Annotated in this window: 15 protein-coding genes; 3 read left to right on the top strand and 12 right to left on the bottom strand. The window is 69.5% G+C overall.

Translation table 11 applies throughout. From position 1 onward, the window contains the following. Positions 1-290: 290 nt before the first annotated feature. From ACYVOK_RS11000 to ACYVOK_RS10970, 7 genes are all read right to left on the bottom strand, one after another. The gene (locus ACYVOK_RS11000) at positions 291-1,061 is read right to left on the bottom strand and encodes a hypothetical protein (RefSeq protein WP_460662221.1); all 771 of its coding nucleotides are present in this window, start codon (positions 1,059-1,061) and stop codon (positions 291-293) included. Next, a complete protein-coding gene (locus ACYVOK_RS10995) occupies positions 1,058-2,014 on the bottom strand; it encodes an ATP-binding cassette domain-containing protein (protein ID WP_460662220.1) in 957 nt (318 codons plus the stop codon). Before ACYVOK_RS10995 ends, ACYVOK_RS11000 begins: the two co-directional genes overlap by 4 nt. Beyond that, on the bottom strand, positions 2,014-2,373 hold the full coding sequence (locus tag ACYVOK_RS10990) for a GntR family transcriptional regulator (protein WP_460662219.1): 360 nt from the start codon (positions 2,371-2,373) through the stop codon (positions 2,014-2,016). Before ACYVOK_RS10990 ends, ACYVOK_RS10995 begins: the two co-directional genes overlap by 1 nt. A 332-nt stretch (positions 2,374-2,705) precedes the next feature. Continuing rightward, on the bottom strand, positions 2,706-3,398 hold the full coding sequence (locus ACYVOK_RS10985) for an aminotransferase class IV (protein WP_460662218.1): 693 nt from the start codon (positions 3,396-3,398) through the stop codon (positions 2,706-2,708). Then, entirely contained in the window at positions 3,395-4,771 is a 1,377-nt protein-coding gene (gene pabB, locus ACYVOK_RS10980; protein WP_460662217.1) for an aminodeoxychorismate synthase component I, read from the bottom strand. Before pabB ends, ACYVOK_RS10985 begins: the two co-directional genes overlap by 4 nt. Before the next feature lie 42 nt (positions 4,772-4,813). Further along, the gene (locus tag ACYVOK_RS10975; RefSeq protein WP_460662216.1) at positions 4,814-5,593 is read right to left on the bottom strand and encodes a class I SAM-dependent methyltransferase; all 780 of its coding nucleotides are present in this window, start codon (positions 5,591-5,593) and stop codon (positions 4,814-4,816) included. A gap of 80 nt (positions 5,594-5,673) precedes the next feature. Further along, a complete protein-coding gene (locus ACYVOK_RS10970; RefSeq protein ID WP_460662215.1) occupies positions 5,674-6,387 on the bottom strand; it encodes a metal-dependent transcriptional regulator in 714 nt (237 codons plus the stop codon). A gap of 96 nt (positions 6,388-6,483) precedes the next feature. Between ACYVOK_RS10970 and ACYVOK_RS10965 the strand changes: the two genes are divergently transcribed. The 3 genes from ACYVOK_RS10965 to ACYVOK_RS10955 are packed head-to-tail and all read left to right on the top strand — an operon-like array spanning position 6,484 to position 8,809. Continuing rightward, positions 6,484-6,888: a GntR family transcriptional regulator gene (locus tag ACYVOK_RS10965; RefSeq protein WP_460662214.1), complete on the top strand. Its 405-nt coding sequence runs from the start codon at positions 6,484-6,486 to the stop codon at positions 6,886-6,888. After that, a complete protein-coding gene (locus ACYVOK_RS10960) occupies positions 6,885-7,769 on the top strand; it encodes an ABC transporter ATP-binding protein (protein ID WP_460662213.1) in 885 nt (294 codons plus the stop codon). Before ACYVOK_RS10965 ends, ACYVOK_RS10960 begins: the two co-directional genes overlap by 4 nt. After that, the gene (locus tag ACYVOK_RS10955; protein WP_460662212.1) at positions 7,766-8,809 is read left to right on the top strand and encodes an ABC transporter permease; all 1,044 of its coding nucleotides are present in this window, start codon (positions 7,766-7,768) and stop codon (positions 8,807-8,809) included. The genes ACYVOK_RS10960 and ACYVOK_RS10955 overlap by 4 nt, the downstream gene beginning before the upstream one ends. Here the strand turns inward: ACYVOK_RS10955 and ACYVOK_RS10950 are convergent. The 5 genes from ACYVOK_RS10950 to ACYVOK_RS10930 are packed head-to-tail and all read right to left on the bottom strand — an operon-like array spanning position 8,775 to position 13,856. After that, positions 8,775-10,019 carry an APC family permease gene (locus tag ACYVOK_RS10950; RefSeq protein ID WP_460662211.1) on the bottom strand — a complete coding sequence of 415 codons (1,245 nt, stop codon included), beginning with the start codon at positions 10,017-10,019 and terminating at the stop codon, positions 8,775-8,777. The genes ACYVOK_RS10955 and ACYVOK_RS10950 overlap by 35 nt on opposite strands. Then, complete coding sequence (locus ACYVOK_RS10945; RefSeq protein ID WP_460662210.1) at positions 10,019-10,855, bottom strand: class II fructose-bisphosphate aldolase; 837 nt, start codon at positions 10,853-10,855, stop codon at positions 10,019-10,021. Before ACYVOK_RS10945 ends, ACYVOK_RS10950 begins: the two co-directional genes overlap by 1 nt. Before the next feature lie 10 nt (positions 10,856-10,865). Beyond that, the gene (locus ACYVOK_RS10940) at positions 10,866-11,771 is read right to left on the bottom strand and encodes a 1-phosphofructokinase family hexose kinase (RefSeq protein ID WP_460662209.1); all 906 of its coding nucleotides are present in this window, start codon (positions 11,769-11,771) and stop codon (positions 10,866-10,868) included. Positions 11,772-11,778: 7 nt separating this feature from the next. After that, positions 11,779-12,909: an N-acetylglucosamine-6-phosphate deacetylase gene (gene nagA, locus ACYVOK_RS10935; RefSeq protein WP_460662208.1), complete on the bottom strand. Its 1,131-nt coding sequence runs from the start codon at positions 12,907-12,909 to the stop codon at positions 11,779-11,781. Then, on the bottom strand, positions 12,906-13,856 hold the full coding sequence (locus ACYVOK_RS10930) for an ROK family protein (RefSeq protein WP_460662207.1): 951 nt from the start codon (positions 13,854-13,856) through the stop codon (positions 12,906-12,908). The genes nagA and ACYVOK_RS10930 overlap by 4 nt, the downstream gene beginning before the upstream one ends. Between the last annotated feature and the right edge of the window lie 162 nt (positions 13,857-14,018).

The raw sequence follows: 14,018 nt of genomic DNA, 5'->3' as shown, positions 1-14,018 counted from the left end.
AAGGTGACGTCTCCAGCCTCCCGAACGGGTCCGTTGGGACCGGCAGACCCCGTCACCGGTCTACCTCGGTGGGGATCCCCACCGCTAGGGTCCTCGGTTTCCGTTCGACCCGCCGCCTCCATCAGAGGCGGCGTGTCGCCATTTCTACCGCCGTCGCCCGGCGCCGCACAACCCTTTCCTGCCAAGAGATTTCGTCAATTCGCGACCGACCGCGTGTCGTCCACAATGATCCCCCGGCCATCCACAGAATCCCCCGACTTATACACACCCCCTGTGCATAACCGGGGTGGTCAGCCCTTCGCCGGTTTGAGTGCCATCGGCCGCAGGACGAGATAGCCGACGTACAGGCCGAGCGCACTCACCACCAGGATGGACGGGACCGCGACAGCCAGTGGCGGACGCTGGTAGCCGATGCTGCTGAGCGCGTCGGCGAGCCACTGGGCGACCAGCAGGAACTCGGCCGCGGCCGCCGGGAGCACCGCCAGCGGCAGCATCAGCACTCCGCGCCAGAAGCCGAACCGGTAGAACGTGATCCCGAGCAACCAGCCGGCCGTCTCGTGCGACAGGACCAGCAGGAAGAACTCGGTGAAGATCAGACCGGCCTGTGAGGTGTCACCGAACAGGTGCGGGTTCGCCAGCGTCTGCGCCCAGCCCTGCGAGCGGTAGAGGAGGTGCTCGGCCTGGTAGACCAGCACCCACAGCACCGCGGTCGCGGCCGCCGCCCCGGTGAGATAGATGCTTGCGGCAACGGAAAACATCCGCCGGGTGATGCTCTGGGCGATCAGCAGGGTGAAGTACGCCGGGGTGAGGGTGATTCCCAGCGCCATCGAGAAGTACTTCGGCGACTGGGTGCCGTAGTCCCACATGCTGTGGTCGATCCCGCCGGTGGCGAGTTTGAACGCGACGCCGACCGCGCAGAACGCGAGGATCATGATGAGCCAGTAACCGACCAGCATCGGCCGGGTGCCGACCATCATCGACCGCAGCACCTGCCGCAACCGGTCCGTCGAGGTGACACCTCGCGGCAGCGCCTGCACCTGCTGATCGAGTACGGCGCTCACCGGCGTACCCCCTTGCCGTTGGACGTCAGGTGGACGAAGAGATCCTGGAGGCCGACCGGGCCGATCTCGAGACCGGCGGCGCCGGCCCGCGCGACCGACTCCGGGTCGAGGTCGCCGAGGATCGTGGCCGACTTGGTGCCGCCGAGCTTCTCCTCCGCGAGCACGGTGAACCCGGCGGTGAACTCGTCCACCGCCGCGGCCGGCCCGACGATCGACGCACCGCGGCCGCGGAGCGCGTCTACCGGCGACTGCGTGACCAGCCGTCCGCTGTCGAGGATGACGACCTCCTCGAGCATCGTGCTGACCTCGCTGACCAGGTGCGTCGACAGCACGATCGTCCGCGGCACCTCGGCGTAGTCGGCGAGCAGAGCGTCGTAGAACAGGTTGCGCGACGGCACGTCCATGCCCAGATAGGTCTCGTCGAAGATGGTCAGCGGCGCCCGGCTGGCGAGCCCGAGCACGACACCGAGCGCGGACTTCTTGCCGCGGGACAGCTTCTGCACCTTCTTGTTCGTCGGCACCTCGAACCGGTCGAGCAACTCACCCGCGAGATCGGCGTCCCAGTACGGGCGCAGGCTCGCGGCCAGGCCGAGCACGTGCTTGACCGGCGCCGCGTCGATCAGGTCGCCCGATTCGCGGATCAGGCAGATCCGGCCGGTGACGACGGCGTTCTCGTACGGCTCGGCCGCCGTACCGAGGTCACCGCCCTCGATCAGGACGCGACCGTCGTCCGGTTGCCGGAACCCGGCCAGCACGGCCGCGAGCGTGCTCTTGCCGGAGCCGTTGCGGCCGAGCAGGCCGTGGATCTTCCCCGGCGCGAGCCGCAGGTCGAGCCGGTCGAGCGCGGGCACACCGGCGAACCGGACCGACAGGTTCTCCGTCCGCGCCGCCAGCGCGTAGCCGGTCTCCTCCGTGGTGGTGAGGTCCACGGTTTCCAAGGTGCGGTTGGTCATCACGCGTCCCCGTAGGTTCGGATGTGCTGGACGACGTCCTTGAGCGGTACGCCGATCGCCTTGGCCTCCCGGATCATCGGGTCGACCACGTCGGCGAAGAACGAGTCACGCCGGCTGGTGCGGAGCAGCTCCCGCGCGTTCGGGCTGACGAACATCCCGATTCCGCGCTTCTTGTAGAGCACGCCCTCGTCGACCAGTTGGGCGAACCCCTTGGCCGCGGTGGCCGGGTTGATCCGGTAGAACGCGGCGTACTGGTTCGTCGACATCACCTGCTCGTCCTCGGCGAGGGCGCCGGTGACGATGTCGTTCTTGATCTGCTCGGCGATCTGCAGATAGATCGGGCTCCGATCGTCGAACATCACGGCCTCCTCTCGCGGGGTCGACAGGTTCTTAGGTTCATTACTTGAGTAACGAACCATAGCACCGATCGGGGTCCGGGGGTCAAGCTTCCCCGGAGGACGCATGGCTCTGCTGGAGCGCCTTCTTCAGCGCCGGCACCACCGGACCGACCCGTACGGCTGGATGGCGCAGGCTGATCCGATCGGCCGGCAGGACGGCGTACGAGGGGATATCCCTTGCGGTTGGGGGTTCTCTGTTCGCATGCGAGGGGAGAACCGACAACTCCAGGGGATATCCGGTCCTGTGACTGGGGCGCGGCCGGCCGGGGCGGAAGCTTGTGGTGGCGGGGGGGTCAGAGAGGTTGGGCGAGGGTGGTGAGGTGGTGTTGCCAGGTGGTGGATTGGGAGTTGGGGAGGGGGTCGATGGCGGAGTCGGACCAGGCGTGGACGGGGCGGATGCCGTGGAGGGCGTTGAGGAGCCAGACCTCGTGGGACTGGAGGTCGGCGGGGGTGCGGGCTCGTTCGGCGGTGTCGACGCCGTGTGTGGTGGCGATCCGGCGGAGGAGTCGCGCGGTGACCGAGGGCAGGAGAGGGCGGTCGGCGGGCGGGAAGCAGAGGGTGTCGTCCTCCCACCAGGCGATGGCGGAGTACGCCGCCTCCAACACGGTGCCGTCCTGGTCGAGCAGGACGATCTCGTCGGCGCGATGCGATGCGGCTTCGCGCAACTTGCCGAGGAGTTCGAGGTCCGGGCCCTTTACCCGCGGCGCCGTCCGCGGATCCGGACCTTCGTGGACGACGACCCGGACCCGGCCGCCGGTCGGCGGCGCGGGCCGGAGCTGGACCGCCAGCTCTCCCGAGGTGCGCAGCTCGAAGCGCGGGAACCAGCGGCCGAAACCGGGCAACCGGCCGATCTGCTCGTCCCAGAACGCCGAAGCGTCGACCCCGACGGCCGCACACGACCCGACGAACCGGTCCCGGTGCAGCTCGATCCCCCGAACCTTGCCATTGGCAACCAGAAACGAGTCCGCCACCTGCACACCGCTCATCTCCCCCACCCTTCGGCCGCGGCGTTCCCGCCGACGGCTGCTCTTGCCTTCAGCACCATTTCGTCGTACTCCGCGACCGGCTCCGAGTCCAGCACGATCGCCCCGCCCGCACCGACCACGGTCCCGGACGGCGTCAGCACCGCCGTACGGATCACCACGCTGAGATCCGCCCGCCCGTCCACGGTCAGGTAGCCGAGCGCCCCCGAGTACACCCCGCGCGCACTGGACTCGAGCTCGTCGAGGATCTCCATCGTCCGGATCTTCGGCGCCCCGGTCATCGACCCCGGCGGGAAGCACGCCCGGACGGCGTCGATCGCGGACACCCCGGACCGCAGCCGCCCGCGCACGGTGGTGACGAGCTGGTGGACGGTCCGGTAGGTCTCGACCTGCATCAGCTGCGGCACGTGCACCGTCCCGGGTTCGCTCACCCGGCCGAGGTCGTTGCGGATCAGGTCGACGATCATCAGGTTCTCGGCCCGGGTCTTCTCGTCCTCGGCCAATGCCTTCGCGGCCAGCTGGTCGGCAGCCGGGTCGGCCTCCCGCGGCGCGGTGCCCTTGATCGGCCGGCACTCCGCCCATCCGTCCGCGTCCACGGTCAGGAACCGTTCCGGCGACGAGCTGGCCACCGCGAGATCGCCGTACCGGAGGAAGGCGGCGTACGGCGCCGGATTGTGCGCCCGCTGCCAGAGGAAGAACTCGAAGGCATCTGGCACTGCCGGGAGCCGGACGCGGTTGGTCAGGCAGACCTCGTACGTCTCCCCCGCCTCGAGCGCGGCCATGCACTTGCCGATCCCGGCCAGGTACGTCGCCCGATCCTGCTCCAGGTGTGCCTCGAGATCGAGTCGCGCGATCGCCGGTGCCTCGACCTCCGCCATCGACCAGTGGACCGCGACCCGCTCGGCCTTCTCCAGCCAGCCGTCGTCGGACTCGTCCACGCTGACCAGGTAGCTGACGTCCCGGTCGTGGTCGATCACGACGAACCGGTTCGCCCAGAGCCACAGTGCGTCCGGTGTGGGCGACTCGTGGACCGCGGCACCGCCGGTCAGCGCCTTCAGTTCGTACCCGAAGTACCCGACGTACCCACCGTTGAAGAGCCCGGTCAACTCCTCCGGTACGGCGCCCAGCCGCGCAGCCTTGTCCGCGATCAGGCCCTGCAACTCGGTGAACACGTCGCCGTCGGAAACATCGCGTGCGACGACCTCCGCGCCGGGGCCGAGCGTCGTACCGAGCACCGAAACCCGCCGTGGCGCGCGGTCCGTCAGACTCCCGTCGAGCCAGAACGCGACGGGTTCACCGGCCAGCAGCTCGCGGTAGACCGTCTCACCGTCGAGCGCCCGGTCGACCGTCCGAACGGACCAGCGCAGTGCACTCACAGGAACACGCTACCTACAGCAGGTCCCGCCGGGCGCGGGCGATCAGGAGGCGGTCAGTGCCAGCTTGGTGCGCATCGCGGTGATCCGGCGGATCGGGATCGCGACCTCGAGGCCGTCCTTCGACTCGGCGCGGTCGGCGAGCCAGCCGGCCGCGATCTCACGGCGGGCGGCCGGGGTCCCGGGAAGGTAGAGCGCGTTGACCAGGCGCTGGGCGTCGTCGCGGCCGCGGATCGTGTACACGTACCGCTCGCGCTGGCTCTCCATCACGTCGAACCCGGCGTGATGCAACTTGTCCTTGAGCTCGGTGATCTCGCCACCGGCCGGGAACTGCGGAGTCGACCGCAGCCGGGTGGTCAGCCCGCTCAACGTGCGGATGTCACGCCGCCGAAGGGGTCGCACAGCCGGCACGATCGCGGCCAGTACGCCGCCACGCCGCAGTACCCGAGCCGCTTCGGCCAGTACGGCGGGCAGCGGCTGCAGCACCGCCAGACCCATCGAGCAGGTGACGACGTCGAAGACCTCGTTCGCGAACGGAAGGTGCAACGCGTCCGCCTGGACCTTCGGACCCGGTGCGCCGGCGAGCTGGGCCGGGTTGTTGTCCACACCGACGACCCAGCGCCCGTGCAGCTCGCGCGCGACCGGGCCGTTCCCGCACGCGAGGTCGAGAACGCGGCGGGCCTCGCCGGAGACGGCACGGACCAGCCAGCGGTACGGCGTGTGATCTCCGGCTACCGCTCGGGACAGCAGGGCTTCGGTGCTGCCCGGAGCCGCGGTGTGAAACTCCCGCAGATACTCCGGCCAGTCGATCTCGTTCTCAGGCATCGCGGACAGAGGCTACCTCGTGACCACCCGCTGTACAGCGGCGAGCGCTCAGCGTTGACGGTTTTAACAGTGCTCTGACCTCAGACCCGGCTGACGAAGATGTGGCCGGCCGTCTCGTCGCTGATCACGCCGCCGGCGTCGCGGCTGCCGACCAGGACGCCCTCGGCGTCGAGGGTGGAGTCGACCTCGCGGCCGGGCAGCGCGCCGGCCTTGCGCAGTACCGCCATCGCACTGTCGTCGGTCTGCACCGGCTCGGCGATCCGGCGGACCAGCACGCGGACGCTCTCACCGGTGGCGGCGTCGAGCACCTTGTCCAGCGGCTCCACGCCGATCCGGAACTCCTCGATCCCGCTGGCCTGGCCGTCCTTCAGCAGTTCCTCCAGGCCGGGGATCGGGTTGCCGTACGGCGACTCGGTGGGGTTGTTCAGGATCTTGAGCAGCCGCAGTTCGACCGCGTCGCTCATCACGTGCTCCCAGCGGCAGGCCTCCGCGTGCACGTCCTCCCACTCCAGGCCGATCACGTCGACCAGCAGCCGCTCGGCCAGGCGGTGCTTGCGCATCACCCGGACCGCCTGCTTCCGGCCGACCTCGGTGAGCTCCAGGTGCCGGTCGCCCTCGACCGTGACGAGCCCGTCGCGCTCCATCCGCGCCACCGTCTGGCTGACCGTCGGACCGGACTGGTGCAGACGCTCGGCGATCCGCGCGCGCAGCGGCAGGATGCCCTCTTCTTCCAGCTCGTAGATGGTCCGCAGGTACATCTCGGTGGTATCGATCAGCTCGCTCACGACAACCATTCTCGCCTATACAGGCAACCCTTACCCAATCCGCGGCCGCGGATGATCTTGACTCGGTCTTGATCCATACATCTATAGTGCTAGTCACCTAGATGAATGGGGTTGGAGATGATCGAGTTCCATCTGGACGGCCGGTCGGGGGTCTCGCCGTACCAGCAGATCGTCCAGCAGGTCCGGAACGCGCTGCGGCTCGGACTGCTGCGGGAGGGTGACCAGTTGCCGACCGTCAAGGACGTGGTCGCCGCGCTGGCGATCAACCCGAACACCGTGCTCAAGGCCTACCGCGAACTCGAGCACGAGGGTCTGGTGCAGGCCCGGCCCGGTCGCGGCACGTTCGTGACCCGGACGCTCACCGACAACACGCTCGCCTCGCACGGCCCGCTCCGGCAGGACCTGCGCCGCTGGCTGGCCAAGGCCCGCAAGGCGGGCCTAGACGACGAGAGCATCGAGGCGTTGTTCATGACAACCTTTCGGTCCACCGCTCAGCAGGACATAGCGTGAGCGCCGTACTGCGGGCCCGGGGCCTGGGCAAGAGGTACGGCCGGCGGTGGGCGTTGGCCGACTGCGACCTGGAGGTTCCGGCAGGGCATGTGGTCGGGCTCGTCGGTCCGAACGGCGCGGGTAAGAGCACGCTGCTGAACCTTGCGGTCGGGATGCTCAGCCCGACCACCGGGACCGCCGAGGTCCTCGGGGCGCCGGCCGGGACACAGCAGGCGAAGGTCGGGTACGTCGCTCAGGACACGCCGACGTACAGCCGGCTCAGCGTCGCCGATCATCTCAAGCTGGGCCGGAAGCTCAATCCGGGGTGGGACGATTCCGTTGCCCAGCAAAGGATTCAGCGCCTCGGTCTCGACCCGAAGCAGCGGGCCGGCAAGCTGTCCGGCGGTCAGCGGGCCCAGCTCGCGCTGACCCTCGGCCTGGCCAAACGCCCGGAACTGCTGATCCTCGACGAGCCCGTCGCCGCGCTCGATCCGCTGGCCCGGCGCGAGTTCCTGCAGGACCTGATGGAGGCGGTCGCCGACCAGGAGTTGAGCGTCGTCCTGTCCTCGCACCTGGTGTCCGACGTCGAGCGGGCCTGTGACTACCTGATTGTGCTGGTCGATTCACGGGTCCAGGTGAGTGGAGAGATCGACACCCTGCTCGCGACCCACCACCGGCTGACCGGGCCACACCGCGACGCCAGGAATCTGCCGCGGGATCAGCACGTGGTGACCGAAAGCCACACCGACCGGCAGTCCACGTTCCTGATCCGGACCGACCAGCCGATCCTCGACCCGGCCTGGAGCGTCAGTCAGCTCACCCTCGAAGACCTGGTGCTGGCGTACCTGGGCCGCACTGCCCCGGCCCACCCCGAACGCCCGCTGCTGGAGGTACAACGATGATCTGGCTGACCTGGCGGCAGTTCCGCGTCCAGTTCCTGGTGGTCGCGGCGGTGATCGCCACGGCGATCGGCTTCCTCGCCGTCACCGGACCTGCACTCGCGGACGACTACGAGCGGCTGACCACCGAGTTCATCCGGAACCTCGCGTTAGAGCGCCTCAGCCCCCGGCTGTACTACGTCGGCCAGGCCCTGCTGTACGCCGTTCCGCCGGTGATCGGGGCGTTCTGGGGCGCACCCCTGATCGCGCGCGAACTGGAAACCGGGACGCATCGGTTGGTCTGGAGTCAGAGCATCGGCAGGCGGCGCTGGCTCGCGACCAAGGTCGGGCTCACCGGCCTGACCGCAGTCGTCCTCACCGGACTGCTCAGCTTCGTGGTCACCTGGTGGTCCGACCCGATCGACGACGCGATCAACGCCGGCCAGGAGTCGAACACGTTCCTGCCCCGGATGTTCCCGCCCGTCTTCTCCGCCCGCGGGCTGGTCCCGATCGGGTACGCCGCCTTCGCGTTCGCCCTCGGTGTCGCGATCGGTCTCGTCGTACGCCGTACTCTCGTCGCGCTCGCGGTCACGCTGGCCGTGGTGATCCTGGTGCAGATCCTGACGCCGACGTTCATCCGGCCTCACCTGCTCGCACCGACCGAGGCGACCATCGTCGCGACGCAGGAGAACGTCCGTGGCTTCATGCTGACCGGGTCGGAGAGCACCTTGCAGGTGAAACAACTGGAGGTGTACACCGGGTCGGTCGGAGCCTGGAAGCTCTCCGACGAGACGGTTGACAAGTCCGGCAAGGTAATGAGTACGTTGCCGGACTGGGTGATCAAGTGTGGACCGACACCGCCCGGCCGCTCGGGGGAGAACACAGCTGAGGAGCAGGCTGCCTGTTTCGAGCGACTGGCCGACGAGGGCTACCGGCAGCATGTGAAGTACTTCGCCGCCGATCGGTTCTGGGTCCTGCAATGGCGGGAGTTCGGGTTGTTCCTGCTGCTGGCGTTGGGTCTGACCGGTTTCAGCTTCTGGCGGATCCGCCAAGACCTTTCCTGAGCAATCCCCGCAGGACCAGCCCGAGGGCGAGAACCGCGGCTCCGGCTACGGCCGAGGTCCAGGGCAGCGTGACCGCCAGCACGACACAGCCGACCAGACCGATCACGTTGACGGCGCGAGGCCATCGACGTTGATCGGCCGGCTGGGTGAACGCCGACGCGTTGGCGATCGCGTAGTACAGCAGTACGCCGAACGACGAGAAGCCGATCACGCCGCGCAGATCGGTGCTGAGCACCAGGATGCCGACGACCACGGCCAGCGCCAGCTCGGCGTGATGCGGAACCTGGAACCTCGGGTGTACGGCGGCCAGCCAGGTCGGCAGGTCGCCGTTCCGGGCCATCGCCAACGACGTCCGGCCGATCCCGGCGATCAACGCCAGCAACGCTCCGAGGCTGGCCAGGGCCGCGCCGATCCGCACCACCGGCTGGGCCCAGGCCGCGCCGACCGCCTCAGCCAGTGGTGCGGTGGCCGTCGCCGGGTCGAGCACCCGCAGGAGCGCGACGCCGATGAGCAGATAGATGCCGATGGCAATGGCAAGGGCGATGGTGATCGCCCGGGGGATGGTCCGCTGGGGTTCGCGGACCTCCTCCCCCATCGTGGCGATCCGTGCGTACCCGGCGAACGCGAAGAACAACAGGCCGGCCGCCTGCAACACCCCGTAGACCGAGGTGCCGGTGAGCGCCGGCAAGTCGCGATGCGAGTCGGCCGTGAAGAGCAGCACCACCACGAGAGCTAGCACCACCAAGACGCAGGAAACCAGGATCCTGGTCAGCCGGGCAGTCCTGGTCACACCGCGATAGTTGACCGCCGCCAGTGCGGCAACAGCCAGCAACGCGACCAGCCTTCGCAGCCATCCGCCGTCCGGCACCACGTAGGTGGCGAAGGTCAACGCCATCGCGGCACACGACGCCGTCTTCCCGATGACGAAACACCAGCCCGCGGCGAAGCCCCACCACTCACCCAGCCGCTCCCGGCCGTAGACATACGTCCCACCGGACACGGGGTACACGGCCGCCAACTGCGCCGAGGAGACGGCGTTGCAATAGGCAACAACCGCCGCGATCACCAGCCCGATCAGCAGTCCGGCCCCAGCGGCCTGCGCCGCCGGCTCCCACACCGCGAACACACCGGCGCCGACCATCGACCCGACGCCGATCACCACGGCATCGAAAACCCCAAGCCGCCGCGCGAGCCCCGGCTGGGAAGACATCAGACCGCCTTGAGAACACCCAGCAGACGGGCTACTTCCGCTGCCACCGCGTCGCGGGCGGGGCCCAGGTACTTGCGGGTGTCGACGAGCTTCGGGTTCTCGGCCAGCGTCTTGCGAACGGACTCGGTGAAGACGTTGTTGAGGTGGGTGGCGATGTTGACCTTCGTCATGCCGGCGTCGACGGCGCGGGTGAGGTCCGGGTCCGCGACGCCGGAGGAGCCGTGCAGGACGAGCGGTACGGCGACCGCGGCGTGGAGTTCGCCGATCAGGTCGAAGTCGAGGGTGGCGGTGCGTTCGGTCATCGCGTGCGACGAGCCGACGGCGACCGCGAGCGCGTCGACGCCGGTGGCCTCGGCGAAGGCGACGGCCTCGTCGGGACGGGTCCGGGCTCCGGGGGCGTGGACGCCGTCCTTGCCGCCGACCTCACCGATCTCGGCCTCGACGAAGACGCCGTGGTCGTGGCAGAACCTGGTGACCTCGGTGGTCGCCGCGACGTTGTCGGCGTACTCGAGTTTCGAGGCGTCGTACATGACCGAGGTGAAACCGAGCGAGACCGCCTCGGTGACCAGGTCGCGGTCCATCGCATGGTCGAGGTGGACGACGACCGGGACCGACGCGGCGGCCGCGGCGGCGAGGGTGGCGACACCGATCGGCTTGAGCGCGCCGTGGTACTTCACCGCGTTCTCGCTGATCTGCAGGATGACCGGCGCGCCGGCCTGTTCGGCACCGGCGATCAGCGCGGTCGCATGCTCCAACTGGATCACGTTGAACGCGCCGACCCCGCGACCGGCATTGGCAGCGGTCAGCACGACCTCGGCCCCGGATACCAATGGCATGAGTGCTCCTCTAGTTGACGGTGACCTGGGGCTGCCAGCGCCGATAGGCCGCGAGATCGATGTCCCCGGCAACAGGCGTCAACACAGCGGCGGCAGACGCGGCGACAGCGGACCTGAGTACGACGGGCCAGTCTGGCTCCGGCGATTCCGCGACGGCCGCCGCGACGACCGCCGTACACGCATCGCCCGCACCGGTGGGATTGCCGGACACCTTCTCGACCGGCAGCGCCCGCCAGACACTTTTGTGGCTCGCGGCAACCATTCCGCGCGGTCCGTCGGTGATCACCGCCGCGGTCGCACCGAGCTCGACCAGTTGCCGAGCGCCCGCTTCGACCGTTGTGTCACCGAGCGCGTCACGCAACTCGGCCGCGTTGGACCGCACCACCGCACCGGCCCTCGCCGCAGCCGTCAGCGCGTCACCGCCGGCGTCGATGACGGTCAGTACGTCATGATGCCGGGCCCTGACCGCGATCTCGGCGTACGCGTCTGCCGGCAACCCCGGCGGAAGGCTGCCCGAGCAGGCCAGCACGCCGAGCCGCCCCCACGGCATCCGGTCGAGGAACGCTCGCCATTCGTCGGCGGACACCGACGGACCGGCCTCGTTGAAGATCGTCGCGTCCCCGTCGGCCCCGTTGACGATGGCAACGGTACGGCGGGTCTCACCGGCGATCGGGGTGAGCAGGGCGGTCAGCCCGGCGTCGAAGAGCTCCTCGGCGACGACCTCACCGGTGACGCCGCCGACGAACCCGAGCACGAGCACCTGGTGGCCGAGGGTGGCCGCGACGCGCGCGACGTTCACCCCTTTGCCACCGGCCCGCTGCCGGACCGCGGCGACGCGATGACTGCCGCCGACGACGAGTTCGTCGACCTCGTAGGTGACGTCCAGCGCGAGGTTGAGGGTGACGGTGCCGATCATGGCCCGATCAGTCCAGCCACGACCCCGCCCGCATCACCTTCTGGACGGCGTACTCCTCGTCCAGGACCACCAGGTCGGCCCGCTTGCCGGTCTCGATCGCGCCGACGTCGTACCAGCCGAAGGTCTGTGCCGGCGTGGTCGACGCCATCCGGGACGCGTCCACCAGGGATACCCCGGCCTTGACCGCGTTGGCGTAGGCGACGTCCATCGTCAGGGTGCTGCCGGCGATCGAGTGCGTGCCGTGGGCCAGTGTCACCAGCCCGTCCTTGACGTCGACCTCGAGGTCGCCGATCTTGTACCGGCCCTCCGGCATCCCGGTCGCCTCCATCGCGTCGGTGATCAGCGCGATCCGGTTCACGCCCGCGGCGGCCAGCGCGACCCGGACGACCTGCGGATCCAGGTGCAGACCGTCGTTGATCACCTCCAGCAGCAGCCGCTCGTCGTTGATCGCCGCACCGACCGGGCCGGGGTCGCGATGGTGGAACGGCCGCATCCCGTTGAACAGGTGCGTCGCCACGGTCGCACCGGCGTCGGCACCCGCGATCATCTGCTCGTACGTCGCGTCGGTGTGACCCAGGGCGGCGACGGCACCCGCGTCGACCACCTGCCGGATCGCGTCCAGCCCGTTCTCGAGTTCCGGCGCGATCGTCACCATCCGGACCACGTCGCTCAGGACCTTCGCCACGTCGTCCGCGGCCGGCGGCCGCAGCAGCGAGGGATCGTGCGCACCACAGCGCGCCTCCGACAGGAACGGGCCTTCGAGGTGGACACCGGCGATGATCCCGTCGGCGACCAGTTCGGCGAGACAGGCGGTCTGTGACACCAGGTCGTCGAGCGGCGAGGTGACCAGGCTGGCCAGCGTCGTCGTCGTCCCGTGCCTGGCGTGGAAGGCCGCGACCTTGCGGGCCTCCTCCGGATCGGTCGTCGAGTACGTCGCTCCGCCGCCACCGTGGGTGTGGATGTCGACGAAACCCGGGACGACCGTGACGTCGCCCAGTTCCTCCGGCCGCCTGCCGTCGGCGGGCATCCCCTCCGACCGCCGGCCGAAGGCGTAGATGTCCTCGCCCAGCACCTGGATCCAGGCGTTCTCCAGGACATCGTCCGGCGTGACAAGCCGGCCGACACGATATGTCGTCATACCGTCCCCTCAGTCTCGTCCGCGGCGACGCGGTCCCAGGCCATCAGCGCGGCGCCGAGACAGCCCGCCTCCTCACCCAGGACGGCGGCGACGATCTCCGGCTCGCGCTGGAACGTCAGCCGGGCGTGGATCCCTTCGCGGAGTGGCTGTAGCAGCGTCTCGCCTGCTCCCACCAGTCCACCACCGATCGCGATCCGCGTGGGCGCGACCAGGGTGGTGTAGAGGACGAGGGCCTCGATCAGCGCGGTGAGCGCGTCGTCCCAGACCTGTGCGGCATCCGGATCACCGGCCGCGAGCAACTCGAGTACTTCGCGGGCGCCGTCCACGGTCCGCCCGGTGCGAGCGCCGTACCTGCGGGCGATGGCGGCGGCGGACGCGACGGTCTCGAGGCAGCCCCACTGGCCGCAGGCGCACAGCTCGGCGGCGTCGCCATGGACGAAGCGGGTGTGGCCGAGTTCGCCGGCGTACCCGTCGCCGCTGACCAGCGAGCCGTCGACCACCATCGCCGCGGCGATACCGGTGCCGAGCGGGAGGAACATCGAGTTCGTCGTGCCGGCCAGGGCACCGTGGCGGAGTTCGGCGTACCCACCGGCCCGGACGTCGTGGGCGAGCACAACCGGTACGTCGTTCCCGACCGCGGCGGTCAGCTCCGCGAGCACCGGCGTACCGACCCAGGCCAGGTTCTCCGCGCTGACGGTGCCGGTCGCGGCGTCGATGACCCCGGGGACGACGACGCCGATGGCGCGCACCCGGTGGCCGTCGGCGGTCGCCTTCTGGCCGAGTTCGACGACGGTCTCCAGCAGGGCGTCGAGCACGGCGCGGCCCCCAGCGTCCCGGGGCGTCGGCCTGGTCTCGCGGTGCAGCACGGCACCGTCCGCGGCGACCAGGCCGCACTTCATCCGGGTTCCACCGAGATCGACGGCAACCACGATTTCACAGGGGTCCACGGAGCGCCATTATGCAGCGTTACCCGGCAGTCCGAACATCCGTGAGCAATCCTTGGACAAAACTCTGTCCGGAGGAGGGGCCTGTCCCGTCCCGCTGTCGTCCCTGATCGGGTGCGTCTGCCGACTCGGGTGCGTCCGAAGATCCGCGGGCAGGGCGCCGCG

It is taken from the genome of Kribbella swartbergensis, from assembly GCF_054784135.1.
This window is presented reverse-complemented; position numbering and strand designations above follow the sequence as displayed.